Here is a 25,655-nt window from a genome sequence, read left to right on the forward strand (position 1 = left end):
TCAAAACAAGTTAACAAAATTTTTAACCCATTCCTCGATCATTATGAATCACTCCTTGCTCTTGAATCGGACGACTCCTAGCTTTGACGATCGCCTGCGTCATTGTCTGGCCTTGGCTCGAAACCTCTCTGATCATGCCGAAGCTCTCCAGGCTTTTGAACAACTCCGAGCAGATGTTGCCCAGCATCAGCCGGAGATGGCCGGGATGCTACAGTTGCTCTGGCATGAAGTGATGACCGCTCGCCGTTCGGCTGCATTCTGGCAGCAGCTTTCTGATGTGGAGAAAGAAATTTCTGAGCAAATGGCGGCCAATCACCTGCAATTACAGCAGAATTATCTGCGCCTGATGCAGGAACAATAATTGTTTCAATTAATTAGCTCTCAATAAAAATATTCACTTAGGCATAGTTCTTTATTTTCCTCCTGGCGATAGTCTTGGATTTAAACCAATCCAAGATTATGGGGGTGTCCATGAGAGCTTTGCTACTCTGGCCGGTCATGCCGAATTCGTTTTGGTCCTACCAGGAAACTCTGGACTTGGCAGGGCTGCGGTCTACGAATCCACCACTTGGTTTACTTACAGTGGCGGCGATGCTGCCGTCCGATTGGGAGATTCGCTTCGCCGATCGCAATGTCCGTTGTGAAACAGAGGATGATTGGGCCTGGTGTGATCTGGTTATCATTTCTGCCATGATTATCCAGCGGCAGGATTTTCGAGAACTGATCCAGAAAGGGGTCTTCCTGGGGAAGAAGGTCGCCGTGGGAGGGCCTTTCCCCACATCCGTGCCGGACTTTGCCCTCGAATCGGGGGCCCACTATTTGATCCTAGATGAGGGAGAATGTACCCTGCCTCTGTTTCTGGAAGCCCTGGAACGGGGAGAACCCGAGGGGATCTTCCGATCTGCTGAAAAGCCTGATGTCACCCAGACCCCGATCGCCCGCTTCGACCTGCTGGACTTGAACGCCTACCTGGCCATCACGGTTCAGTTTTCCCGGGGTTGTCCTTTCCAATGTGAGTTCTGTGACATCATCAACCTCTATGGGCGAAAACCCCGCACCAAGACCCCAGAACAGATGCTGGCTGAACTGGAAGTTCTCTATCAGATGGGGTGGCGGCGGTATGTGTTCGTCGTGGATGATAACTTTATTGGCAACAAGCGGAATGCCAAGCTATTTTTGCAGGCCCTGATTCCCTGGATGGAGGAACATCAGTATCCCTTCATTCTGCTCACGGAAGCTTCCCTGAACCTGGCCGAGGATATGGAACTGGTCGAGTTAATGGTCAAGGCCGGTTTCACCCTGGTCTTCATGGGTATTGAAACCCCCGATACCGATAGTCTCCTGGGTATCAATAAAGTTCAGAACACCCGCCAGTCTCTGATTGACTCCTGCCATAAGATTACCCGTGCGGGTCTCCAGATCATGTCTGGCTTCATTATGGGCTTCGACAACGAACGTCCCGGTGCCGGTCAACGCATTCAACAATTCATTGATGACACGGGCATTCCCCAATGCCAGTTCAGTTTGCTACAGGCGTTGCAAAATACGGCCATGTGGGAGCGACTGAAACAGGAGGGTCGGCTGACCGATAGCCTGAACACCTTCCACCAGGGAGCGATCATGAACTTTGTGCCCACCCGATCGGTGGAAGAGATTACTGAGGAATACATTGAAGCTTTCTGGGGGATTTACGAGCCCATGCCTTACCTGAAGCGCACATTCCGCCACTTTATGATGATGAATGGCTGGCGCGGTAAAACCTGCCGTCCGATCACCGGGAAAGAAGTGGGCTTATTCTTTGCCATCTGCTGGCGACAGGGTATCACCCGCTCTACCTGGTTTCGGTTCTGGTGGCAGTTGGTCACGATCGCTCTGCTCAAGCCCCGTCTGTTCTACGACTACATGACCACTCTGGGCGTCGGGGAGCATTTCTTTGCCTATCGGCATCAGGTGCGGGCCCAACTCCTGCAACAACTGGTCAAACTCAAGCAGACCAAGCCAGTGCCGGATCAGCCTCAAGTTGAAGCCGAAGCAACAGCCTGTGTCACGATTTGATGCGGAGGTTGGCAAAGTTCAAGCCGGGAATTTCTGGGAGGTCTCTTCCTCCCAGTCGATTTTGATCCGATCGCGCCCTTCCTGCTTGGCCTGATAAAGGAGGCGATCGGCCTGGTTGATGAACTGATCCGTGGTGATGTCACCGGTTGGACACAAACTCACAATGCCCATACTGAGGGTGACGTAGGGACGAACCAGGGAACCCCGATGTTCAATCTGCAACTCATAAATCCGGCTCTGGATACGCTTTCCCACGGTCACTGCTCCCTGTAAATCCGTATTCTGCAGTACCACCATGAATTCTTCGCCCCCATAGCGGGCTGCCAGATCCGACGATCGCTCAACGGCCTGGCCAATCACTGCCGCAATTTGCTGCAAACAGGCATCACCAGCCTGATGACCATAGGCATCATTGTATTTTTTGAAATAATCTACGTCGCAAAGCAGTAAAGAAATCGGAAATTTTTCCCGTTTGGCTTGCAGCCAGGCCTGCGCCAAGAACTCATTAAATCGACGCCGGTTCGCCAGTTGGGTCAGAGTATCTGAATTGGCTAGCTGGTAAAGTTGCTGGTTCGCTGTCAGTAACTCCTGGGTGCGGTCCGCCACTTTTTGTTCCAGGGTGCGGGAATATTCTTCCAATTGGCGATTTTGGGCTTCCAGGGTGACCGTATAGTGGCTGATATCTGTCATCATCGTGTTCAGAGTATCTGCTAGAAAGCCCAACTCGTCATTGCTCTGAACATGGACAGCGAAATTATAGTCGTGGTCTCGAATCCGCTGGGCGATCGCCTGGAGTTGGACCAGGGGGTGGGCTAGTTGACGGGCCAGCAGGAGAGCCAGCAAAGTTGAAATGGCAAAACTGATTCCGACAAAAGCAGCGCAAGCAGATTGCAATTTTTGGATCTCATCCGCTTCGGTTTTGGCCATATAGTCCAGCCCCAAAACCGCGATCGTTTGGCCTGTCTGATCCTTAATCGGAATTGCGGCAGTGACAGAGGTATAGAAACTATCCGTGAAAAAATCTTGCGTCACCTGGACCTGTCCGTCAAAGGCCAATCGAAATACTGGATCTGGCGACACATACAACTGACCGATCGGCAACCCCTGCCAGTAGTTTACCTGGGGGTCCGGGGTCGAGGAAGCCAGAAACTTCAACACCCGACGATCGGGAGATTCTGGAGTGGTCACCAGCAAATACGTACCAATTCGTTTGGGGTCCACAGATTTCCCAATAAAAATCTGGGGATAGATCTTCCGGGGAGGATAGACCTGCTGGCGACTGGCGTAATCAATTTTGCGCAAAATTTGCACAAGGCGCTGAAAATCTGCGGACCTGTGATAGCGTTGGGCAACATCTACGGGCAAACTATCCAGAGTTGCCCCAGAGGCAATTTGCTGGATGGCTGCTGGCGTCACCTGAGACTCGATCTCAATGGCAGTTTTCAACCGCACGATCGCGGCTCGACTTTCATCATCGAATAAATAGGCACCCGTCCGTCCGACATCCGCCAATCGCCCAGTCATCTGGCGAATCACCAGGCGATACGTTGCAGAGTAGAAGAAAGAAACACTGGCCGTTGCAATCCCGACTGCCAATGTAGCAATCATTAAACCAAGCTTAATGCCAAACGGGATGCGTACAGGCCGACCAACCGACTTATTTGCCATCAGGGTGAAATGGCCTCTTGCACCAACTATAACGGTCCTAATTTGATTTGTGAACGTTGAGTGAAGCTTGCCAGGGGTTAGGCATTGTTATCCCATTACAGATGTTGAGGCCAGCCCTATCCACTCTGGATCTGGAAAAAGGCAATTAACAAGGCACAAGATAATTTTACCCCTGAAAAAGATTAGCTAACCCTTATGTCACAACCTACCTACCCCTACAGGCGGAGCAGGTCTGCAAGGCAGCGAAGTCGGATGCTTGATGTTATCCCCCTTCTGGATGCTTATATTCAATGACTAAATCAGGCAGCCCTTCCAAATGCTCGATCGGTTGCGCAGCCTCCAGGGGAGCAAACACCGTCAAACCCCGGTGGATACACTCGACTTCGACGGGGGTGGTTCCGATTAAATCCCCATCGACATGGACTTTTTGCGGGGAGTCTGTGGTGATGAGAAACCGCCGATCGCGGAGAAACCCAATTCCATTGCGGGTGGTGGGGGCTCCAGCTAGGGCCGAGCTAAACAATTCGTAGGCGATCGCAAAAGAATGCATCACATTTTCTGGTGCCAGAATCGTCAGGTCGAGTAACCCATCATCAAAAATAATTTGGGCCGGTCCCTGAGCCAGAATGGAGGTGGGAGGCGCAGCATTGGCAACGGAGACGGATGCTGCTGAGACGGTAATCACTCGATCGTCGGTCTCAATTCGGGTTTCAAATAGCTCTAAATTTTTGACCTGATCCAGAGCCGCCAGAATATAGGCCAGGTTGCCCAGTCGGTTTTTGGCTTCCCGATCAGCAATCTCGATCGTTTCGGCTTCAAACCCGACATCCATTTTCAAAATCATCGGCTTGCCGTTGCAGCGAGCTGCATCCAGGGTGCGGGTTGTCCCTGCTAAAATCACCTGGCAGGCTGCCTCTATGCCTGTGGGGATGCCGGTGGCATTGGCGAAAGCATTGGCGGTGCCTCGGGGAATGACGCCCAGGGGAATTGTCGTCCCAATCAGAGGGGTGGCTGCAGCCGAGAGGGTGCCATCCCCACCGGAGGCCAGAATAGCCTCAGCACCCTGTTCCACAGCAGTCTTGGCCAGTTGGCCCACGTCGGTTTCGGGATCAGTGATGTGAATCTCCAGATCGATCGCCGGTTCTAGAATTGACCTGATGATTTCCAGATCGATTTCCGGGTTCCGTTGCCCCGCAACGGGATTGAAAATCAAGCAGGCTGAGCGTCGCATAGGTTAATTTTGGGGGTGAACAGGGAAGGATTAGGAATCCTATCCTTTCCACTGTCTCTGGATGGCACTGTTTCAGTCAAGGCGCAAAAGAGGGAGTTGCCGCATGCTTAAAATACTTCCTGGGTAGGATTTAATCTCCCGATCCTTGGATGAAACTTGACTGAAATAGCCCATAATCCTGGGGCAAAAACGCAGGCGAATGATCTGGTTGGCTGACAAAACTCCTCAATTACTTAAGTTAAACCTATGGTTTCCACCCCATCTTCTTTGTCTCCCAAGGCTTCATCTGGCCTGGAGAATGCATCCACTGAATTCATTCAGTCTCAGATAGACGCTCAAAAACAGGATACGGATATTGACCTGGAGTTTTTGTACACCAGAGATATTGAATTTCGGCAGGAAACGATTTACTTCATTGTCGTCGATCGCTTCTTTGATGGGGATCCAGACAACAGTGAGGGGCCGAACCCGGAACTCTATGACCCCGATGGGCAGGATTGGGGACGCTACTGGGGCGGCGATCTGCAAGGGGTGATTGAAAAGCTGGATTACCTGAAAAATATGGGGGTGACGGCCCTCTGGCTGACCCCCTTATTTGAACAGATTGAGGATCTATTTGTCACCAGTGCAGCCATTCATGGGTACTGGATTCGGGATTTTAAGCGCCTGAATCCCCGGTTCATTGGCAAGGATGAAAATCCTTCCCTGAATGCCACGCAAGAAACCCGTAATACCACTTTCGATCGTCTGATTGCAGAGTTGCACAAGCGCAAGATGAAACTGGTGCTGGATATTGTCTGCAACCACAGTTCGCCGGATGTCAGTGGCCACAAAGGAGAACTCTTTGACGATGGGGTGAAAATTGCCGATTTCAATAATGACAAGGACAACTGGTATCACCACTACGGAGAAGTGACCGACTGGGAGAATGAGTGGCAGATTCAGAACTGTGAACTGGCAGGGCTGGCCACGTTCAATGAAAACAATATCCAATACCGTAACTACATCAAGTCCGCAATCAAACAGTGGCTGGATCGGGGGGTGGATGCTCTGCGCGTTGATACGGTCAAACACATGCCCATCTGGTTCTGGCAGGAGTTTAACGCGGATATGCAGGCCCACCGACCGGATGTCTTCATTTTTGGCGAATGGATTTACAACCATCCCGCTGACGATCGCTCCGTTGAATTTGCCAATTGCTCTGGCATGACGCTGTTGGATTTTGGCCTCTGTGTGGCAATCCGGGGGGCGCTGGCCCAGGGTGCAGAGGCCGGATTTCACCTGGTGCAGGATATTCTCAATCAGGATGCGAACTACGGGGGAGCGACTGAGCTAGTCACCTTCATCGACAACCACGATATGCCCCGGTTCCAGTCGTTGAATCCTGATCCGGAGATGTTGCGGGTGGCGATCGCCTTAATCATGACCACCCGAGGGATTCCCTGTATCTACTACGGTACAGAACAATATCTCCATGACGACACCAATGGGGGCCATGATCCCTACAACCGACCCATGATGAACGCCTGGGAGCAGGATACGGAGGTGTATCGCTATATTCGCTTGCTGTCTGGATTACGGCGATTGAATCCGGCGGTGGCTCTGGGCAGCCAGTGGCAGAAGTACGTCACCCCAGATGTGTTCTGCTATGTGCGGCGCTATGGCAATTGTGCCTGTTTTGTGGCGTTGAATCGGGGAGAGACCATTACCCTGGAGGCAGTTGCCACCGATTTGCCCGATGGAGAACATACCTGTGTGTTGTCCCGGCGCAAATTTACGGTGCAGGATGGCATGATTCCTTCGTTGGAATTGGGCCGACGGGATGCGATCGTCCTTAGCCATGTGGGAGAACGGGTGAAGGGCCAGACGATCGTCCGGGTGCAACTGAATGGGGTCAACACCCAACCGGGAGAGACGATCGTGGTTGTGGGAGACTGCCCGGAACTGGGCAACTGGGACATCACCGGGGCCTATCCCCTGGAGTACATCAACTCCAATACCTGGTTTGCGGAAATTCCCTTCAATGAAAGTGCGGGTAAGCTGATTCACTACAAGTACGCCATGTGGCGGGAAGGGCAATCGCCCCTGCGAGAAAACCTGGTGGCCCGCCATTGGGTGATTGCCAGTGAAGGAACGGTCAAATGGCGGGATACCTGGGCTTCCGAACGGGAAGCATGATAGGAAACTCTCACATGGTTAAATTGCTATGCAAATTTCTGGCTCAATGGAAGAGTGAGGTTAAAATCATTCAAACAAGTAGAAGTCTTGCCGCTCAATAGACCTGTGATTGTATCCCGACTGTTGCGGAAAACCTTGCTACCTTATCACTCCCACCTGACTGTTGTTGTTCTTCCTGATGAAACGACTGCTTTTGAAGCCTATCGGCTTCTCCAGGTTCATGGGATCTCCCCAGAACATCTGGCGATCGTGGGGGAAGGCTACAGCAGTCCTGATTTGGTTGGCTTGTTACAACCCATGCAAATTGCTGTTCGTAAGGCTCGTGAATTGTCCTTCTTAGCCGGTACGCTGGGCTCGATCGCGGGTCTGACTTCAGTTGTGGTTCTGGCAGCCGGTTTAGGATTTCCACTGACCTCCACCCTGGTGCTCCTGATCCCAGCAGGGGGAATTGTGGCAGGATTCTGGGGAGCCGTTCTGGGAGCCCTGATTGGCTTTTTTGGTGAAGGGAGTACCTCCGGCGTGTATCGTCACTATCTGCGCCAGGGACGTTATCTGCTCATGATGGAGGGGCCAGAAAAGCTGATTGACTGGGCCCATGAAATTTTAAGTAACACCTCCCACTTTTCCGGTCGATAGGAAGGGTCTTCCCGTTGGGATCAAAATTCAATGAAATTCAAGGGTTAATTCGTTTAACTCACAAACTCCAGTGGAGAACCGGAGTATAATGGGGCTGCACCTGAATTCAGGTGCTCAAATTGCTTAGCCTATAACCCTGTTCTGGAACTGGATTATTTGTGGAACTTTCTTGCAAAAGTGAATACGCCCTTCTGGCTCTGTTGGAATTAGCTGCCCACTATAACAGTGCCGAGCCACTGCAAATTCGTCAGATTGCTGCCCAGCAGAACATTCCCGATCGCTACCTGGAACAACTTCTGGCCACGCTGCGGCGCTGCGGCATTGTCCGGAGCCAGCGAGGAGCTCGGGGTGGTTACATCCTGGCCCGTGAGCCCTGGAAAATTACTTTATTTGAAGCCATGAGTTGCATCGAGGGCGCAGATTCTCAACAAACAGAGCATAATGCTGCCACCCGCACCATGGAGAGTATGGTTATCCGGGAGATCTGGCAAGAAGCCGATCGGGCGACAGCCTCTGTCATGCAGAAATACACTTTACAAGATCTGGCAGAAAAACGAGATGCCAGACGGCAGTTAGATATCATGTACTACATTTAAGCCTTTGGGTTTTGAGTTTTGAATGTTGAATTCGGCTGAACTCAAAACTCAAAATTTAGAAGTTAAACCTACAGAGGGAGTTAAGTCATGCGAATTGCCCGCGACATCACTGATCTGGTTGGGCGTACACCACTCGTACAGTTAAATCGGATCCCCCAGGCAGAGGGGTGTGGGGCACAGATTGTGGTTAAGTTAGAGGGGATGAATCCTGCTGCTTCAGTCAAGGATCGCATTGGGGTCAATATGATCAATGCGGCAGAGCGGGAAGGGTTGATTAAACCAGGAAAAACAACTCTGGTGGAGCCTACCTCTGGGAATACCGGGATTGCCCTGGCAATGGTGACGGCAGCCCGAGGGTATCGCCTCATTCTGACCATGCCGGAGACGATGAGTTCGGAGCGGCGCGCCATGTTGCGGGCCTATGGGGCGGAACTGGAACTGACCCCAGGGATTGAAGGGATGGGGGGGTGCATTCGTCGGGCCCAACAATTGGTGGAAACCATCCCGAATTCTTACATGCTGCAACAATTTCGCAACCCGGCGAATCCTCAGACCCATCGGGAAACCACTGCGGAGGAAATTTGGGCCGATACGGATGGTCAGGTCGATTTTTTGATCGCGGGTGTGGGGACGGGGGGCACCATTACTGGTGTGGCAGATGTGATTAAGCAGCGCAAGTCAACGTTTAAGGCGATCGCGGTGGAACCGGCCAACAGTCCCATCCTCTCCGGCGGCCAGCCCGGAGCCCACAAAATCCAGGGGATTGGGGCCGGGTTTGTTCCCCAGGTGCTGCGGACGGATTTGATCGATGAAGTCATTACGGTGACGGATGAAGATGCGATCGCCTATGGTCGACGGTTGGCCCGTGAAGAAGGTCTGCTCTCCGGTATTTCCAGTGGGGCGGCCCTCTATGCTGCGATTAAGATTGGGAAACGCCCTGAGAATGCAGGTAAGCTGATCGTCATGGTGCAGCCCAGCTTTGGAGAGCGCTATCTGAGTACAGCCCTGTTCCAGGATCTGGAACCTGCCTCCTAATTTCTTACAGGCGGGCATTCGTCCGGGAGGGATGTTTAATCGCATAGTGACGGGCAAATTGAGGGATATCCCCCCGATGTCCCATGACAATCACGATGTCAGCGGCATCGAGAATCAGGTCATGGCCGGGATGGGTGATTATGGTTCCATCTGCTTTCCGAACTGCAACCACAATAAAGGCTCCTTTACCCCGCACCTCCAGGTCGCTGACGGCTCGCCCCACAAACAGGGATCGATCTGAGATCAACAGTTCATCCAGTTGAATATCAATCTGGGCCAGTAATTCATTTAGATCCCGTCGTCCTTCCTGTCCCTGGAGAAAATCCAGGGCAGCTGGATGGGTGATCATGTGGGCCATCCGCTCCGCCCCGATCGATGCGGGGAGCACCACCCGATCGGCCCCAGCCAGTTTCAGCTTCTTCTCGGTCGAGGGTAACTCCCCCCTGGCCAGAATCATCAGATTCGGGTTGAGTTCCCGTGCTGTCAGGGTGATGAATACATTAAAGGCATCATCGGGAAGAACCGTAGCCAGGGCCTTTGCCCGTGTGATCCCAGCGGCGAGGAGCACCATCTCATCAGTGGCGTTGCCACTGATGACGAGATAACCTTGCTCGCTGGCTTCCAGCATCCGATCACCATCCAGATCGATTACAACAAAGGGCTGATTGGCCTGGATGAGCTTCTTGGCCAGCATTTGCCCAATCCGGCCAAACCCACAGATGATGACATGCTGCTCTAAGGATTCAATGCCCATGGTCATACGCCTTTCATCCAAAACTTTGCGAATTTCCCCTTCGGCAAACATCTGGACAAAGCCCCCGACTAGATAAACCGCAGAGGTGGTACCAGCTACAATGACGGCCATCGTGAACAGTTTGAGGGTAGGGGAGATCAGGGGCTTGACTTCGCCATACCCCACCCCAAAAACGGTGATTACCACCATGTAGCTCGCATCCAGGATGCTCCAACCGGCCAGGGTGTAGCCCACGATCGCTACCACAATGGTGGTGAAAAAGAAAATGGCTCCAGTAATAACCCGACGAAGTGGTCCCTGCATGTTTGAACCCTCAGTCGTACTAGGAAGACTATATAGTGCAGGTCACAATGAAGACATCGTCTGTCATCCAAACTTATTGCAGCATTGTCTTAGAGGCAATCCGGGTTTTCTTCCGATCTTCTTCAGACAGATCTTCTCCCGCCTGCAGACGGGTGGCGTTATCCTGCAGAACGGTAGCGGCATTGTGATCCCCCAGGTCCATAGCTGTCTTGGCCGCCGTCTGTAACATGGTCGCAGCCCCAGCCCGATCGCCCTGGCGCAATTTTGTTTCCGCAATTTGAGTCTGGCGATATTTGGCCAAGGCCAGAACATACTGCTGCACCTCTGGATTGGTCGCAGCCTGGAACTCCTGCTGCACCATGACCTCGATCGGTAAACAGTCAGAAAAAGCACCCTCCTGCCCTGCGATCGGGTCATCATAGCGCACCTGCACCCGCCCGATCGTCTGTTGCCCTGGGGGAAGCTGGTGCAGGTACAGATTCGCCAGAACTACTCGGGGCACATCGATCATCAGATCCCCCAGCCGGACCACAAACCAGCCTTCCTCCTCCTGCAGGGGCAACTCGATCGCATCGGGAGCCACTTGGGCGATCGGCTTTAGCTCAGCCAGACGAACATTGGGGGACAGATTCAGTTGCAAAAACGCATTGGTCAACCCGACAGATTGCATGCGCTGAAATAAGCGGCCAAACTCGCCTATAGCCTTTTCCGGCTGTTCAATATAGGCCATGGTGCCCCCTCCAGCATCTGCGATCTGCTCCAGAATATCCTGGTTCCAGTGATTGCCAAAGCCCAGGGTATTTAGGGTCAGGTTGTAACCGGCAGCCAGGTGAGCTAGTTTAAGGCAGCGATCGTTATCTCCATGTTCGTTCTCGCCATCGGTCAGCAGAAAAGCCTGCGACACCATATCCTTCCGGCTCTTGGCCAGTTCTTCAATCCCCAGGCGTAGCCCTTCATCAATGGCCGTGCCTCCGTCAGCCCGCAATAGACCAATCTGGCTTTTGATCGGGTCAGAGTCATGCACCAACTGGTTCGGGACCAGAACCTTGGCTTTGTGGTCAAAAGCAATCACAGAGATGCGATCGCCGGGAGATAATTGTTCCACCAAGCGCTGGGCTGCCTGTCTGACCGTCTCTAGGGGCCGTCCATGCATGGAACCACTGTGGTCCAGAATTAGGCACAGGTTTAGAGGGACTGTTCGACCTGTGCTTTCTGGCATCGCTGAGATGGATAGGGCTAGCTGGCGCTGACTCACCGCCTGAGCCGCGTCAAGATGAGCATCATTCAGACTGGGGCATAACCGGACTCGCATAGGGAGAGTTTCCTGAAACTTAAATCGACGCTAGCTCCAAGATAGCTTTACTGTCACATCCAGTGGCACGCTAGACTGTAAAAAAGTGCTTACACCGAAGGTAACAGTACGGATACGTCATGGACTCTTTAATTAAGGCTGTTCAATCCCCCTACTATGGGGATAATTACTACCGCACCCCTCCCCCTGATCTGCAATCCCTGCTGTTGAAGGAGAGAATTGTCTATCTCGGTGCGCCTCTGGTTCCGGCTGTCACTGAGCTCATTATTGCTGAGCTGTTGTACTTACAGTACGAAGATCCGGAGAAGCCGATTCGGCTTTACATCAATTCCACCGGAACATCGATCGAAAGCGGCGAATTTGTTGGCATCTTTGAAACAGAGGCTTTCGCCATCTGCGACACGATGAGTTACATCAAACCGCCCATCCATACCATTTGCATGGGCACAGCTATGGGCTCGGCAGCCATGCTGCTTTCTGCGGGTACTAAAGGTCAACGGGCTAGTTTACCCAACGGTACGATCGTGTTGCGTCAGCCCCGCAGTATTGCCCAGGGTCAGGCGACGGATATTCAAATCCAGGCCAAGGAAGTGCTGGCCAACAAACAGACTGTGATTGAAATCCTGTCTAAAAATACAGGTCAACCCCCGGAAAAGATCGCGAAGGATCTGAACCGCACCTTTTACATGACCCCCCAGGACGCCAAGGACTATGGCCTGATTGATACGGTGCTGGAAAACCAGGCCGTACCTAAAGCTCTGGCTGGAATCAATTAAACATGTCCCCTTTTCGTCCTCTGACCATTCATTTCTAAACGGAGCAGTATATGCCAATTGGTGTTCCTAAAGTCCCTTACCGGATGCCGGGGGATCAATATACGCAATGGATTGATATCTACAACCGGCTCTATCGGGAGCGGATCATCTTTCTGGGCCAGGAAGTTGATGACCAGATTGCGAACCAGATTGTGGCAGTGATGCTCTACCTGGATTCGGAGGATCAGAATAAGGATATCTATCTCTATATCAACTCGCCAGGGGGCTCGATCACCTCAGGCATGGCTATCTATGACACCATGCAGCACATCAAGTCAGATGTGGTCACCATCTGTGTCGGTCTGGCAGCATCCATGGGCTCTTTTCTGCTGGCAGCAGGGACTAAGGGGAAGCGCTTGGCCCTACCCCACTCACGGATTATGATTCACCAGCCCATGATCCCCAGTGTTGTCCGTGGACAGGCCACCGACATTGAAATCGAAGCCAATCACATCCTGAAATTGCGGGAAAACCTCAACACAATGCTGGCCTTCCATACGGGCCAAACGGTGGAAAAGATCAAAAAAGATACCGATCGAGACTACTTCATGTCAGCCGAGGAAGCGAAGGATTATGGGTTGATTGATCGGGTACTGGAAGACAAGGCCCCCTGACAGGGTGCTAGGGGAGTGAGTTCAAGGTTCCCGCAGTTGAACCTTGAACTCAGAACTGTGACTTTTGAACGGTTGTTCTCTTGGCAAAACCGGCAAAATCGGTATAATCCTGCCATGCTTTGTTATTCCATGAATCTTGCAGATTGCTACCGGGTTCTGGGTTTGAGGTCAGGGGCATCTCTTGATGAGATCAAGATGTCCTATCGTCGTTTGGCAAGGCAGTTCCATCCAGATACTAATCCTGGTGATCAGCAAGCCAGAGACAAGTTTATTACCCTGACAGAAGCCTATAAGCTTCTGATCAGTGTGGTGAAACCAGAGGAGGGGAACCAGGCCACTGCCGCTCAAGACCCTGATCCTTCCGCCAGCCCTGAAACCGAGGGGGGTAGAGTCAAAGTCTCTCGGAAAGCTCCTCCGATTCAAATGAATCCGGATCTGTCTCCCCTGGAGCAGCAGATCAAACGGGATTCCTACGAACAACTACAGTACCTGCTGAAACACCGTCGTTTTCCTCGGGCCATTGCCCTCGTGGAAGGGCTAGCCCAACGTCTGCCCAAGGATGCAGAAGTGCGCCAGTGGCAGGCCATCACCTATCAGCGTTGCGGTCGTCACTTTATTGATGCAAATCAATTAGAAAAGGCCAGGGCCTATCTGAAAAAAGCCCTGAAGACGGACCCCCGCAATCGCTCCCTCTGGGCTGAGGTGGAGAAGGATTTTCGTCGAATCGAACAACTGTATTAGTTATGGCAGAATTCCTGGTGACGGTCACAGTCAAACTCTTTGCGGCGTATCAGGAAGTCTGTGGCTTTCCTGAACTGACCCTGACCTTGCCAGTTGGAACTGCAGTCGCTGAAATCCGCGATCGCCTGATTGCAGCCCACCCGGAACTTCTACCCTGGCGTGACCTAACCCGCTTTGGGATCAACCTGCAATTCGTCCCTGGAGACACCCCCTTGCAAGATGGGGACGAAGTGGTTTTGATCCCTCCCGTCAGCGGGGGGTGAGGGCATCACAAGTGGGGTGGGTGGTTCGATCGCAACGGTCTTGCCACAGAAATTGAACAGATTGCGTGATTGGGTGAAAGAAGTGAGGATCAGATCGATAGGCTAACCACAGGGTTGTTCCTCCCAGCAGCACGATCGTTCCCAGGAGCATCCCATTCAGGCGCTTGACCTGGGAGCGCAATTCCAGAATTTCCTGTTCTGTGATGGCGGAAGCGGAGGCTAGGGCCGATCGGGGTGGTGGCCCGGAGGCAGGCAATGGGGTAGCTGGTCGAGGGGGCTTTTTTGCACTAGCTTCTTTGAAGCTCACCTTACGTTGCAACCAATCGGCGATGAGTTGGGGGCAGTTTTTGTGAAACCAGCGAATGGCAATCATCCGAAACACCGGCCTGGATAATCTGGAAACGGATTTCATCAGGCGATTGAGCCGACGGCGACGGATTTTTTGATTAATGAGATTAACAGAACCCACATCATACAGACACTCAATAATCAATTTAATTGTGGCTTCTTCCCGCAAACCCAGATTTTCCAGTAGCAACCGGATATCCTGCATGCGTTTCGCCTCCAGCTCAGCCTCTGCAGAGCGCTGAGCTAACGCTTGCTGAGATGGAGATAAAGCTTTCGTCATTCTGCTGAGTCCACCAGTCCTTCAACCCCTATCCTATTCCTGATCTTGATGGACGGCTAATTTTTTCTCGCTCTTCCAGTGGCTCCCCAAACAGTTTAAAATCTGAGTTTGCGTCTCTAAAATAATACCAATTCAAATTTCGATCGTGCCACTTATCGCCGCACAGGTGTGGGCAACGCTTCTGAGCAGGTGCATGACGAAAACTCACTTTGAATCGGTACAACCTTATCATCGCCGTTCTCTAGAGGTATCAATGGCAGAAACCTTCATGTTCAACGCCCTGCGGGAAGCAATCGACGAAGAAATGGGCTACGATCCCACCGTTTGTGTGATGGGGGAAGATGTAGGCCACTACGGCGGTTCCTACAAGGTGACGAAAGACCTCTATAAGAAGTATGGTGAGCTGAGAATTCTGGATACCCCGATCGCTGAAAATAGCTTTACGGGGATGGCCGTTGGGGCTGCGATGACTGGCTTGCGGCCCATTATCGAAGGCATGAATATGGGGTTCCTGCTCCTGGCCTTTAATCAGATTTCCAATAATGCTGGCATGTTGCGGTACACCTCTGGCGGCAACTTCAAGATTCCTCTGGTGATTCGCGGCCCTGGTGGGGTCGGTCGTCAATTGGGAGCAGAACATTCCCAGCGTTTGGAAGCTTACTTTCAGGCTGTTCCGGGCCTCAAGATTGTGGCCTGTTCCACACCCTATAATGCCAAGGGGTTGCTGAAATCGGCCATTCGGGACAGCAACCCCGTTTTGTTCTTTGAACATGTTCTGCTTTACAACCTGAAGGAAGATCTGCCAGAAGAGGAATACTGGCTCCCCCTGGATAAAGCGGAGGTGGTTCGTCGGGGTCAGGATGTGACCATCCTCACCTATTCCCGCATGCGTCACCATGTGCTGCAGGCCGTGAAAACCCTGGAGCAGGAAGGCTATGACCCGGAGGTGATCGACCTGATTTCTCTGAAGCCCCTGGACTTTGACACGATCGGAGCCTCTATCCGCAAAACTCACCGGGTTGTGATTGTGGAAGAATGTATGCGAACGGGTGGTATTGGAGCCGAATTGGTCGCATCAATTAACGATCGCCTGTTTGATGAGCTGGATGCCCCAGTCGTTCGCCTTTCCTCCCAGGATATTCCCACGCCCTATAACGGAACATTGGAAAATCTGACGATTGTTCAACCGGCCCAGATTGTTGAGGCCGTGCAGAAAATCGTCAATAACCAGATGTAATGGATGACGATAAAGATGTAATGGATGAGGACATGCTATGCAAAGGCAACAATCGTTAATTGTGCTGATCCTGGTGCTGGTGATGGCCGCCATCCTGGTAATCGTCCGCATTCCAGCCAAACTGGGGCTGGATTTGCAGGGGGGGTCCCAATTGACGTTGCAGGTTAAACCGACTGAGGATGTCAAAGAAATTGATACCCGGGTCATGGAGGCGGTCCAGAAAGTTGTGGAAGGCCGGATCAATGGTCTGGGGGTGTCGGAAGCAGTTGTGCAAACGGTTGGGCAAAGCCAGTTAATTATTCAACTTCCGGGTGTCAATGACCCCCAACAGGCAGAGCGGGTGCTGGGGGGGACGGCCCAGTTGGAGTTCCGCAAGCAAAGGCCGGGTTCTGAGGGACAGTTCTTTGCTGAGTTTCAGGTTCGGTTGGAATTGAGACGGCAACAGGAACAACTGCTGGCAGAGCAACAGCAGTTGCGCAAATCTGATGATGAAGCTGCAATTGCCAAGAACAAAGCTGCGATCGATGAGAATAAGGCAGCCATCAAGCGCAATAACGAAGCGCTCCTGGGGCTGTTCGATCGCACTGGCTTGACAGGTAAAAACTTGAAAGATGCAGATGCTCGGGCCACCAGCACTACTGTCTGGGAGGTTACCCTGGCTTTTGATCCGAAGGGAGGCGACTTGTTTGCCCAAATGACCAAGGATTTGGCTGGTACAGGGCGGAGTATTGGTATTTTTCTGGATGATGGGCTCCTCAGTGCGCCCACCGTGGGGCCTGAATTTGCCCAGAGTGGAATTTTGGGCGGTAATGCTGTAATTACCGGGAATTTCTCGGCGGAAACTGCCAATGAACTGGCTATTCAGTTGCGGGGAGGCGCTCTCCCAGTACCAGTCGAAATCATTGAGAACCGAACTGTAGGAGCCAGTCTGGGGAAAGATAGTATCCAGCGCAGCATTTATGCCGCCATTGGGGGGCTCGTGCTCGTGCTGATTTTTATGGCTGTCTACTATCGGTTACCGGGGATGATTGCCGATTTGTCCCTGGTGATTTATGCCATCCTTACCTTTGCAGCCTTTAGCCTACTAGGAGTGACCCTCACCCTGCCCGGTATCGCTGGATTTATTCTCAGTATTGGGATGGCGGTTGATGCCAATGTGCTGATTTTTGAACGAACTCGGGAAGAATTGCGAACTGGGAAGACCCTGTATCGATCGGTTGAATCTGGTTTTTACCGGGCGTTCTCCAGTATTTTGGATAGTAATGTGACCACCCTGATTGCCTGTAGCGTTCTGTTTTATTTAGGGGCTGGTCTGGTCAAAGGCTTTGCCCTCACCTTGGGTTTGGGGGTGGTGATCAGCATGTTTACAGCCCTCACCTGTAGCCGGACCCTGTTACTGTTGGCCCTGGGATTCCCTGGCTTGCGGAAGCCCGAACTCTATTGTCCTAACTTACCCCCGTCTTCCCGTTCTTCGGCAGGAGCAACGTCATGAGATTACAGATCATTCGCCAGCGGTCTATCTGGTGGTCGTTGTCAATCATCGTTATCCTGTCGGGTCTGGTCTCCATGGCGATTTCGTGGCAACAAATTGGTTCCCCCCTGCGACCTGGCCTGGATTTTGTTGGAGGGACCCGCCTCCAGTTTGAGTTGGCCTGTAACAAAGCTAAGACCTGTACCCAACCGATCGATCCGGCAGTAGTCCGGGAACTTCTCAATAATCAGAATTTGGGCACCAGCAGTATCCAGGTTGTGGATAAGTATGCACTCTCGATTCGCAGCCGGACCCTGGATGTGGAGCAACGGAATCGGGTTAAGCAGGTTTTGGAAGCAAAACTGGGAGCTTTTGACGAGCAGAAAACCCAGATTGATACCGTAGGTCCTGCCCTGGGAAAACAACTGTTCACCACAGGGATGCTGGCGCTGGGTCTGTCTTTCCTTGGGATTGCCCTCTACCTGACTGTCAGATTCCAACCCGACTATGCTTTCTTTGCCATTGTTGCCCTCTTCCATGATGTGCTGATTACGGTTGGGGTTTTTTCCATCCTGGGGTTGGTCATGGGCAAGGAAGTGGATAGTTTGTTCGTGGTGGCTTTGCTGACCATCATTGGATTCTCCGTGAATGACACGGTGGTGATTTACGATCGCATCCGGGAAACAATTACCCTCAATCCCACTCGTCATATTGATGATATTGTGGATGACGCGGTGAATCAGACCCTGACCCGATCGATCAATACGACCCTCACTGTTCTGCTCACCCTGACCTCGATCTTCCTGTTTGGTGGGGAAACCCTGAAAGATTTCGCCCTGGCGCTCATTATTGGGTTTACGATGGGGGCTTATTCCAGCATCTTTATTGCGAGTACCCTGCTGGCCCTGTGGCGAGAGTTGACGGGTAAGGTTATTCCCTTAGCTGTGGAAGGTTCTGCCAGCGAAGAATCGACAGCTTCCCTGGAAGATTCCTAACTGACCTACGGGGATGTTGCTTGAATGCTTCCCTTGAACGTTGGATATGCCTAAGTTCACAGAACATCCACCAGAGATGGACCCCATCTTCGCGCAGCAGGTCCAGCGGCTGCATCAACTCACTGTTTGTGGTCGCTGGTTGATGGTAGGGTTCTTCTGGCTCACGATCGGCAGTCTCAGTCTGTGGGGATTGCGATCGGAGATGTCTCTCTGGATCGAATATTTCACCTGGACGGCTGTACGGTATGCTCTGATTTACAATCGCCTGCCCGCCCTGGGCCTCTGCTTTTGTATTGGGATGACGGCAGCCGTTCTGGTTTGGCAGAGTCGCAATATTTTGATGGGATTGCCCCAACGAGAGCAACGCCATCTGGAACAGCAGGTTCACCGAATTCGAAAGCAGGGAGCCAGTCACCCGCTCTGGCGATGGGTCTGCCGCTGATCTATCGATCTACCTTACGAATCTGAAGCAGGTTACTACTGGGTAAGCAAATGCTTCTTCACTAAACCAGGGATCTGGCTGGGGTGAACCCGGCTGTAGCGAGCTTTATCTGGCATGAAGACCAGATTGGGACCAGCTTTACAGTGTTTCATACAGCCTGTTCCCTTGATGTTGACCTGTCCCTCTAACCCACTATCCTTCACTGCTGCTGCTAGTGCCTGGCAGAGCTGCCGACCTCCCTGCCGCTGGCAATCTGATTTCTGACAGACCAGGATAGTTGCTGGTTTCGCTGCAGCAGAAACCGCAACTTGGGAAATTTCAGGAGTATCAGCAAAAGCCAGTTGAGCTGGTGATGTGGGTGTAATACGGTAAGCCTTCAGTTTCAGAGTTCCCGTGTCAGCGTCTAATTTCTGCTCCCCCCAGACCTGGATCCAGTCGCCCAATTTAAGGATGCCTCCTTGGGTAATCAGCCCTGCCCGTGATTCTTTCGTTAATTTGATGGTCTGTTCCCCTGCGGCTGTAGCTAGTTGCATCCATTTCAGCTTATAGCCATCCTCCAAGAGGAACCCAAGAAATCGGCCTGACAAGGTGAATTCTGTAATCCCATCGCTATGCCCTTTTCCCATAATTTAGCCTGCCTGTAAACACTGTTTGAGCCAATCCACTAACTCTCGCCGATCGGCCATGATCTGTTGCACCACGCTTCGAAGCTGGATGGCCCCCGTAACATGGGTAATTTCTACCCACAGGTGACCGTCCTGGGAGACCTCACAGGGGATGGCCAGTTCCTGCAGGCGTTGAAAGACCTGCCAGCGATCGCTACGGGGAATGGTAACCCTCTGCCGATTCAGGGTATTGGGAAGAGAATAGCTCATAAATCATTAACTCAGATGCAATTGATTCTTAGTTGATAGACAAGCCAGATCGATTAAAGAATGAAGGCACCTGGAATAAATCTGTGCTAAGGCTTTATGGGCCTGATTTTTCAGGTATTGTCTGATCTTTGATCAATCTGTGAGAGCAGCAGGTTACTTGACACAGCTAAACCTTAAAGCCTCTTATTGAGAATAATATGCAATTAATTGAAAAAAAGCAAGATAAATTGCAGTCTATTGTGAATAGTTTTCATTAAGCATTGGATGGGAGTCAGCGAAATGCTTGCAGTGAAAGAGTTTCGTCTTTTGTCTGGGTTTTAATGATCGATTTCGAGATTCAAGACGTAGGATCCAAGTTGAACTTTGTCTGACCAGAGTTCATACTCCACCCGCAGGTGTTGGGGCAGATCCTCCCCCTGCAGCCAGAGGCTGCGCGTAAAATTTCGGAGTCGTAAATGGCTGATTGCTGCTGGAAATTCACTCTGTAGCCAGTAGCGACTCAATCCATACACTCCTTGCTCCCAAAAATGGCGGTAACTGTACTTGCCATTTCCCTGCATCGTCATGATCACCCGATAGGGAGAAATTTCTAGCCACAGGAGCCGAGGCGTCTGGGTAGTCTGCAGGGATGCAGGACTGTCACTCTGCGAATTTCCTGCCAGTTCTGCTTGCAGGGGCGCATCCAACACTCTGGGTTCGGTCAGAAGGAGATGAAAGCGCTGCGAATCTTTTTGGTAAAGTGTGGCGGCTGTTTCAATCACAGACCAAACGGGTAAGTCTGTAGAGACCAGAGAAAGACAAACGGACCTGCGGTGATGCGTCAGCATGACAGTGAGGAGAGAATGGGGAAGAATTATCCTCTTTTTAAAGTCCGAAGCATTTCCTTGGAAGACACTTCGCGCAAAACAATCAAAAACTGAAGTTCAAAATTCAAAATTCAAACTTTGATAACTCGTAAAGCGGTAGGATCACTAGCGCAGTCTTAGCTCAGTCTATCTCAATGTCCGGTCCGATCGTATCGTTACAAACCACGGAAAATCACCAGCATCTCACTATTCGGCGTCCTACCCAGGGAATGACTCTGCGGGGACGCATCCAGGTTCCTGGAGACAAGTCTATTTCCCACCGAGCCTTGATGCTGGGAGCTCTGGCGACGGGGGAAACTCAAATTCAGGGCTTGCTCTTAGGAGAAGATCCCCGCAGCACAGCCAATTGCTTTCGTGCTCTGGGGGCTGAGATTTCGGAACTGAATACTCAATCCGTAATTGTACGGGGGATTGGTCTGGGGCAACTGCAGGAACCGGTGGATGTTCTAAATGCGGGCAACTCTGGCACCACCCTGCGGTTGATGTTGGGTATTCTGGCTTCCCACAATGGACGGTTCTTCACTGTCACCGGGGATAGTTCCCTGCGATCGCGGCCCATGTCTCGGGTCGTCAAACCCCTGGAACAGATGGGAGCTTTGATCTGGGGTCGGCAGGGAGGAGCCCTGGCCCCACTGGCAGTGCAGGGGCAGCAACTCCAGCCCATGCACTACCCCTCACCGATCGCCTCGGCCCAGGTGAAATCCTGTATTCTGCTGGCTGGGTTAATGACAGACGGCCAGACCACCGTTACCGAACCCGCGCTTTCCCGCGATCACAGTGAACGGATGCTGCGGGCTTTTGGTGCGGATGTCAGGGTTGATCCAGAAACCTGCAGCGTTACGGTGACGGGACCAGCCCAATTGCAGGGGCAGACCGTGATCGTGCCGGGGGATATCAGTTCGGCGGCCTTCTGGTTAGTGGCTGGGGCGATCGTGCCCGGTTCAGATCTGGTGGTGGAAAATGTTGGGGTGAATCCCACCCGGACGGGGGTGCTGGAAGTGTTGGAGCAGATGGGGGCTGATATTACCCAGGAGAACCCCCGGATTGTGGCCGGAGAACCTGTGGCGGATCTGCGGGTGCGTCATAGGTCTTTGCAGAGCTGCACGATCGCTGGGGATATCATTCCCCGGCTGATAGACGAGATTCCAATTTTGGCAGTGGCTGCTGCCTTTGCCCAGGGGACTACGGTGATCCGGGATGCGGCAGAGTTGCGGGTGAAGGAAAGCGATCGGATTGCGGTCATGTGTACCCAACTGAACCGGATGGGAGCGCAGGTGAGTGAGCTGGCAGATGGACTGGAAATTGTGGGTGGGGCAACCCTCAAAGGTGCAGAGGTAGACAGCCATGCTGACCATCGGATTACCATGAGTCTGGCGATCGCGGCCCTCAATGCCTCCGGGACTACGCTCATTCATGGGGCTGAGGCAGCAGCTATTTCTTACCCAGGGTTTGTCACAACTTTACAGCAAGTTACTGAATCGTAAATTGCTTGAGCATGGGTGACTTCTGATGGAACTGTCGTTGCTCAGGACTGTTATGGGTTATTTGGCTGGTTAAGTCCCAATAACCTATGACCGTTTGAAGCCCACTCTGGCCCCTAAGGCCACCCCTCCCCGGAGGGGATCTAATGACCAATGACTAATCTTACGAGAGATCCACAACAAGTTGGGAATACTGGGAGAAGAATAGACCCAAGCATTCAAATCTAGCGAGCGACAGAGCATGTGGCGCAAGCTTACGAGCCTTTTTCATAGCCTCAGTAGCTACTCTGACCTGAGTCCCGACTTAGGTATGCGGCGTAGGATCAACCAAGCCCTGAGGAGCCGACCTTCCCTGGCACCCAGCGAATGGTACGAGTATTTCTGGCGACAACGGGGGGTATCCAGGGATGTTGCAGCGCTGATTTACACGCGCATGGAACATTACTCTGGGCTTAATTTTTCCAGGGTGGTTCCGGGCGATCGCCTGGAGGAAGATTTGAAAATTTCCCTGGTGTCCTGGTTCGACTGGCATTTAAGTCTCTGTGATGACTTCCAGCAGAAGTTTGGGGTGGATTTGAGTGAATGCTTCGACCTGCATGCCCTCAAAACTGTGGAGGAGTTAATGCTATTCCTCGATCGGCAACTCTTGCCGATCAACCATTAAGGGGTGGAGGCACCGCTCCAACAAAGGGATTCCCCCTCTATAACCCCGTAGACAAAATTCTATGAAAAAAGGCAGGTTTTCCAAGAACTGGGCATAGGATCAGGACATTGACGGTTGAATTGAAGTGATGGTGTCTGGCCCTGAGGTTGTCTTTCTCTGCTGCAAGTCTTTGCGGAATTTTCCCTATGCAAACCGAAAAGAGTAAGCTTCTGCGTTACCTCCGAAAGTTCTGGCTCTGGTACGTGCTGGGTTTGGGGTTGCTCGCTTTTGCAGTTCTGGTGATGGCCCAACAGGCCTCACCCCAGGCATCCGCAGATACCCGGTTAATTGTTGTGGCCATCTATCTCCTGGCTGTCTGCGCCTGCTTTATCGTTCCCTATACGCAGCAGATGGATCAGGAGGTGCTGGAAGCCTTACCCCGCTCCCTGGAAGATCTGAGAAAGCTGGGGCGAGAGTACTACAAAAATACCAGCGCCATCCAGGATAACAGCGCTTTGGTCGAGCGGTTACAGGCGACGATCGCCCAGGAAAGTCCAGCCCTACTAGAAGTTAAACAGGCAATGGACGAGCTTTTAATTCGCCAACGCCAGGAAAATGCCAACCTCAAACGTGAAGTTGAGGATTGGGTCGCATCGGTGATTCACTTTTTCCGATTACTGGAACGGGCTCTGATCTATGAACAGGGTCTGGACAGTCGGGCTACCTTGGAAAAGCTCTTACAGGAGTTTGCCCATACCTGTAGCACCCGGGGGCTGGAACGGATTCTGCCGGTGGCCAATGATACCCTGGATGCCCGTTTCCACGCGGTGATTGGGGAAGAAGCTGTGTCTGAGCAACCGTCAGGCCAGATTCTCCGATGTGAGAGCTGGGGATACCGACTGGGCTCAACTGTGATTGAGCGGGCCAAGGTGGTGATTACCCGGTCCGAGGCTGCGATCTCAGAACTGGTAGAACTGGACTCAGGGGCGGCTAATCCGGCGTTGGATAGGAGTTCCATGGTATCTCTCATTGAAGTAGACCTGGCAAATCTGAAAGGAAAAGAAGCCCATGAATGATTTTGCAGTTGGCATTGATCTGGGTACATCCACATCGGAAATTTGCATCTATAAGAATCACGATGCAGTCCCCCTGCCTGACCCGATTACGAAGATGCCGATCGTGCCCTCGATCGTGGCTGTGAACCGCAATGGCGAGCTGCTTGTCGGGGAAGCGGCCCGGGGGCTAGTGGATGTGGCGGGCCAGGGGATTCGAGAAGTCAAGCGCAAAATGGGCAGCAGCGAAACGGTTTGCCTGTTTAAGCAGGGCTATCGTCCGGAAGAAATCTCAGCCCTGATTTTACGAAAACTAAAAGAAAATGCCGAGGAAGCCCTGGGGGCAACAATTCGGGATGTGGTGCTATCCGTGCCAGCCAATTTCCCCGATGCTGCCCGCCAAGCGACGTTGAATGCGGGTAAATTGGCTGGCTTGAATATCCTGCGCCTGATCAATGAGCCGACTGCCGCAGCTCTGGCTTTTGGGATCAAAAATATTGAGGCCGAAGAACAACTGGTGGTCTTCGACTTTGGGGGAGGCACCCTGGATATTACCGTGCTGGAAATGGTGGCAGGGGTGTTGGATGTGAAGTCCAGCTTTGGCAATCCGCAATTGGGGGGAAAGGACTTTGACGAAGCCTTGATGGCCCTGATTCGGGAAAAGTTTACTGCTGAGCACCCAGGTGCAGAAGTTTCGGATATCTCCCTGCGACATCTGAAGGAGGTGGCTGAAACAACCAAGAAAGTCCTCTCGAACCAGCGATCGCACGAAGTCCGCATTCCCTTCTTTGCAGCTCAGGGGGGTAAGCCGGTGGATCTGGAGGTGGAAATTACCCGGCGGGAATTTGAACAGGCGATCGCCCCATTGCTGGATCAGGCCCGGGACTGTGTGAATCAGGCGCTTAAGGCCAAGAAACTGCGGCCTGAGGCGATCGATCGGATTCTCCTGGTAGGCGGGACCACCTACATTCCGGCAGTGCGGCAACTGGTGTTTGAGATCTTTGGCAAGGAGCCCAAAGCGGATGTCAACCCTGACTTGGCGGTGGGCATGGGAGCCGCAATCCAGGCGGCGCTGGCGAAAGGTCTGATCAGCGAGGAATCCGGCGTGATCCTGACCGATGTTGCTCCCTTTGGTTTGGGAATTGGTGCCCTGACCCTGGTGGGCCGACAACCCATGATGAGTTATGACGCCCTGATTCAGCCCAATACCACCATCCCCTATTCCGTGAAGCGGGAGTACAGCCTGCTCCATGCGGAGCAGCGCCAGGTAGAACTTCGCCTGTACCAGGACCATACTGGCAATGCCCGGCTGCTCTCAGAGGTGGTAGATACCGGCATTGTGGGGGAGATCACAGATATTCCTCCGGCCCCGGATGGTAAGCCCTATCCGGTAGAGGTTGAGTTCTCCTACGATATCAACGGCATTGCCAGAGTCAAAGCCTCGATTCGGGCCATTGGTAAGAGTGTGGAAATTGCCTATGGCCAATCCGACAAGCGCATGGATCAGCAGGAGATGACCCAGGCTGCAGGACGGATTCGGGATCTGTGGCGGCAGAATGCCAAGGCCAGACAGTACGAAGGGTTGATCGATCGGGCAGAGCGGTTCATGGCAGCAATTCCTCCAGATGAGCGATATCCCCTCTCTGATGTTGTCCTGGATTTGAAGGCTGCTCTGGCGGCAAATAATGCTGAGCAAATCGAGGCTGTGGGCGATCGGTTGGTGGACCTGATGTTTGACCTGGACGATGGCCTGGGAGGATAAGC

At 52.4% G+C, this 25,655-nt stretch carries 26 protein-coding genes; 18 read left to right on the forward strand and 8 right to left on the reverse strand.

Annotated elements, in window-relative coordinates:
- Positions 1 to 43: 43 nt before the first annotated feature.
- Entirely contained in the window at positions 44 to 361 is a 318-nt protein-coding gene (locus tag BST81_RS02530) for a hypothetical protein (RefSeq protein ID WP_075597027.1), read from the forward strand.
- Between the two features lie 137 nt (positions 362 to 498).
- The gene (locus BST81_RS02535; RefSeq protein ID WP_253188057.1) at positions 499 to 2,055 is read left to right on the forward strand and encodes a B12-binding domain-containing radical SAM protein; all 1,557 of its coding nucleotides are present in this window, start codon (positions 499 to 501) and stop codon (positions 2,053 to 2,055) included.
- A gap of 18 nt (positions 2,056 to 2,073) precedes the next feature.
- On the opposite strand, the gene BST81_RS27885 is transcribed toward BST81_RS02535, so the two are convergent.
- On the reverse strand, positions 2,074 to 3,723 hold the full coding sequence (locus BST81_RS27885; protein ID WP_171974645.1) for a diguanylate cyclase: 1,650 nt from the start codon (positions 3,721 to 3,723) through the stop codon (positions 2,074 to 2,076).
- Positions 3,724 to 3,985: 262 nt separating this feature from the next.
- On the reverse strand, positions 3,986 to 4,954 hold the full coding sequence (locus BST81_RS02545) for a YegS/Rv2252/BmrU family lipid kinase (protein WP_075596975.1): 969 nt from the start codon (positions 4,952 to 4,954) through the stop codon (positions 3,986 to 3,988).
- A 246-nt stretch (positions 4,955 to 5,200) separates the two neighbouring features.
- Between BST81_RS02545 and BST81_RS02550 the strand changes: the two genes are divergently transcribed.
- The 4 genes from BST81_RS02550 to cysK all read left to right on the forward strand — a co-directional run bounded on the left by BST81_RS02550 (position 5,201) and on the right by cysK (position 9,399).
- Positions 5,201 to 7,132: an alpha-amylase family glycosyl hydrolase gene (locus BST81_RS02550; protein ID WP_075596976.1), complete on the forward strand. Its 1,932-nt coding sequence runs from the start codon at positions 5,201 to 5,203 to the stop codon at positions 7,130 to 7,132.
- 105 nt (positions 7,133 to 7,237) lie between these two features.
- Positions 7,238 to 7,768, forward strand: coding sequence for a hypothetical protein (locus BST81_RS02555; RefSeq protein ID WP_075596977.1), 531 nt, complete (start codon positions 7,238 to 7,240; stop codon positions 7,766 to 7,768).
- Positions 7,769 to 7,926: 158 nt separating this feature from the next.
- The gene (locus tag BST81_RS02560; protein ID WP_075596978.1) at positions 7,927 to 8,364 is read left to right on the forward strand and encodes an Rrf2 family transcriptional regulator; all 438 of its coding nucleotides are present in this window, start codon (positions 7,927 to 7,929) and stop codon (positions 8,362 to 8,364) included.
- Between the two features lie 87 nt (positions 8,365 to 8,451).
- Positions 8,452 to 9,399 (forward strand): cysteine synthase A, encoded by a 948-nt coding sequence (gene cysK, locus BST81_RS02565; protein ID WP_075596979.1) that lies wholly within the window; start codon positions 8,452 to 8,454, stop codon positions 9,397 to 9,399.
- Between the two features lie 4 nt (positions 9,400 to 9,403).
- On the opposite strand, the gene BST81_RS02570 is transcribed toward cysK, so the two are convergent.
- Positions 9,404 to 10,456: a potassium channel protein gene (locus BST81_RS02570; protein ID WP_075596980.1), complete on the reverse strand. Its 1,053-nt coding sequence runs from the start codon at positions 10,454 to 10,456 to the stop codon at positions 9,404 to 9,406.
- Positions 10,457 to 10,529: 73 nt separating this feature from the next.
- Positions 10,530 to 11,768 carry a VWA domain-containing protein gene (locus BST81_RS02575; RefSeq protein ID WP_075596981.1) on the reverse strand — a complete coding sequence of 413 codons (1,239 nt, stop codon included), beginning with the start codon at positions 11,766 to 11,768 and terminating at the stop codon, positions 10,530 to 10,532.
- A 119-nt stretch (positions 11,769 to 11,887) separates the two neighbouring features.
- On the opposite strand from BST81_RS02575, the gene BST81_RS02580 reads away from it, so the two are divergent.
- The 4 genes from BST81_RS02580 to BST81_RS02595 all read left to right on the forward strand — a co-directional run bounded on the left by BST81_RS02580 (position 11,888) and on the right by BST81_RS02595 (position 14,201).
- Positions 11,888 to 12,544: an ATP-dependent Clp protease proteolytic subunit gene (locus BST81_RS02580; protein ID WP_075596982.1), complete on the forward strand. Its 657-nt coding sequence runs from the start codon at positions 11,888 to 11,890 to the stop codon at positions 12,542 to 12,544.
- A gap of 50 nt (positions 12,545 to 12,594) precedes the next feature.
- Positions 12,595 to 13,197, forward strand: a complete 603-nt coding sequence (locus tag BST81_RS02585) for an ATP-dependent Clp protease proteolytic subunit (protein WP_075596983.1) — start codon at positions 12,595 to 12,597, stop codon at positions 13,195 to 13,197.
- A gap of 129 nt (positions 13,198 to 13,326) precedes the next feature.
- Entirely contained in the window at positions 13,327 to 13,938 is a 612-nt protein-coding gene (locus BST81_RS02590) for a J domain-containing protein (RefSeq protein ID WP_075596984.1), read from the forward strand.
- A gap of 2 nt (positions 13,939 to 13,940) precedes the next feature.
- Positions 13,941 to 14,201, forward strand: coding sequence for a MoaD/ThiS family protein (locus BST81_RS02595; protein WP_075596985.1), 261 nt, complete (start codon positions 13,941 to 13,943; stop codon positions 14,199 to 14,201).
- Here BST81_RS02595 and BST81_RS02600 read toward each other — a convergent pair.
- Positions 14,188 to 14,829, reverse strand: a complete 642-nt coding sequence (locus BST81_RS02600) for a hypothetical protein (RefSeq protein ID WP_075596986.1) — start codon at positions 14,827 to 14,829, stop codon at positions 14,188 to 14,190. The two genes, BST81_RS02595 and BST81_RS02600, sit on opposite strands and share 14 nt — an antisense overlap.
- A gap of 253 nt (positions 14,830 to 15,082) precedes the next feature.
- Here BST81_RS02600 and BST81_RS02605 point away from each other — a divergent pair, with 253 nt between their 5' ends.
- From BST81_RS02605 to BST81_RS02620, 4 genes are read left to right on the forward strand one after another with little or no spacing between them, the layout of a single operon-like run.
- On the forward strand, positions 15,083 to 16,066 hold the full coding sequence (locus BST81_RS02605) for an alpha-ketoacid dehydrogenase subunit beta (RefSeq protein WP_075596987.1): 984 nt from the start codon (positions 15,083 to 15,085) through the stop codon (positions 16,064 to 16,066).
- Positions 16,067 to 16,103: 37 nt separating this feature from the next.
- Complete coding sequence (secD, locus tag BST81_RS02610; protein ID WP_075596988.1) at positions 16,104 to 17,558, forward strand: protein translocase subunit SecD; 1,455 nt, start codon at positions 16,104 to 16,106, stop codon at positions 17,556 to 17,558.
- The gene (secF, locus tag BST81_RS02615) at positions 17,555 to 18,532 is read left to right on the forward strand and encodes a protein translocase subunit SecF (protein ID WP_075596989.1); all 978 of its coding nucleotides are present in this window, start codon (positions 17,555 to 17,557) and stop codon (positions 18,530 to 18,532) included. Before secD ends, secF begins: the two co-directional genes overlap by 4 nt.
- A gap of 46 nt (positions 18,533 to 18,578) precedes the next feature.
- Complete coding sequence (locus BST81_RS02620) at positions 18,579 to 18,974, forward strand: hypothetical protein (RefSeq protein ID WP_075596990.1); 396 nt, start codon at positions 18,579 to 18,581, stop codon at positions 18,972 to 18,974.
- A gap of 35 nt (positions 18,975 to 19,009) precedes the next feature.
- Here the strand turns inward: BST81_RS02620 and BST81_RS02625 are convergent, their stop codons facing one another.
- The 3 genes from BST81_RS02625 to BST81_RS02635 all read right to left on the reverse strand — a co-directional run bounded on the left by BST81_RS02625 (position 19,010) and on the right by BST81_RS02635 (position 20,676).
- A complete protein-coding gene (locus BST81_RS02625; RefSeq protein ID WP_075596991.1) occupies positions 19,010 to 19,600 on the reverse strand; it encodes a (2Fe-2S) ferredoxin domain-containing protein in 591 nt (196 codons plus the stop codon).
- A 3-nt stretch (positions 19,601 to 19,603) separates the two neighbouring features.
- Complete coding sequence (locus BST81_RS02630; protein ID WP_075596992.1) at positions 19,604 to 19,849, reverse strand: Asr1405/Asl0597 family protein; 246 nt, start codon at positions 19,847 to 19,849, stop codon at positions 19,604 to 19,606.
- 317 nt (positions 19,850 to 20,166) lie between these two features.
- The gene (locus tag BST81_RS02635; RefSeq protein WP_075596993.1) at positions 20,167 to 20,676 is read right to left on the reverse strand and encodes a hypothetical protein; all 510 of its coding nucleotides are present in this window, start codon (positions 20,674 to 20,676) and stop codon (positions 20,167 to 20,169) included.
- 173 nt (positions 20,677 to 20,849) lie between these two features.
- Here BST81_RS02635 and aroA point away from each other — a divergent pair, with 173 nt between their 5' ends.
- The 4 genes from aroA (at position 20,850) to BST81_RS02655 (ending at position 25,653) form a co-directional block, all read left to right on the forward strand.
- A complete protein-coding gene (aroA, locus tag BST81_RS02640) occupies positions 20,850 to 22,199 on the forward strand; it encodes a 3-phosphoshikimate 1-carboxyvinyltransferase (RefSeq protein WP_075596994.1) in 1,350 nt (449 codons plus the stop codon).
- A gap of 307 nt (positions 22,200 to 22,506) precedes the next feature.
- The gene (locus BST81_RS02645; protein WP_253188058.1) at positions 22,507 to 22,860 is read left to right on the forward strand and encodes a hypothetical protein; all 354 of its coding nucleotides are present in this window, start codon (positions 22,507 to 22,509) and stop codon (positions 22,858 to 22,860) included.
- Between the two features lie 185 nt (positions 22,861 to 23,045).
- Complete coding sequence (gene grpE, locus BST81_RS02650) at positions 23,046 to 23,915, forward strand: nucleotide exchange factor GrpE (RefSeq protein ID WP_075596996.1); 870 nt, start codon at positions 23,046 to 23,048, stop codon at positions 23,913 to 23,915.
- Complete coding sequence (locus tag BST81_RS02655) at positions 23,908 to 25,653, forward strand: Hsp70 family protein (protein WP_075596997.1); 1,746 nt, start codon at positions 23,908 to 23,910, stop codon at positions 25,651 to 25,653. The genes grpE and BST81_RS02655 overlap by 8 nt, the downstream gene beginning before the upstream one ends.
- Positions 25,654 to 25,655: the final 2 nt, after the last annotated feature.

This window comes from Leptolyngbya sp. 'hensonii', from assembly GCF_001939115.1.
Lineage (GTDB): Bacteria > Cyanobacteriota > Cyanobacteriia.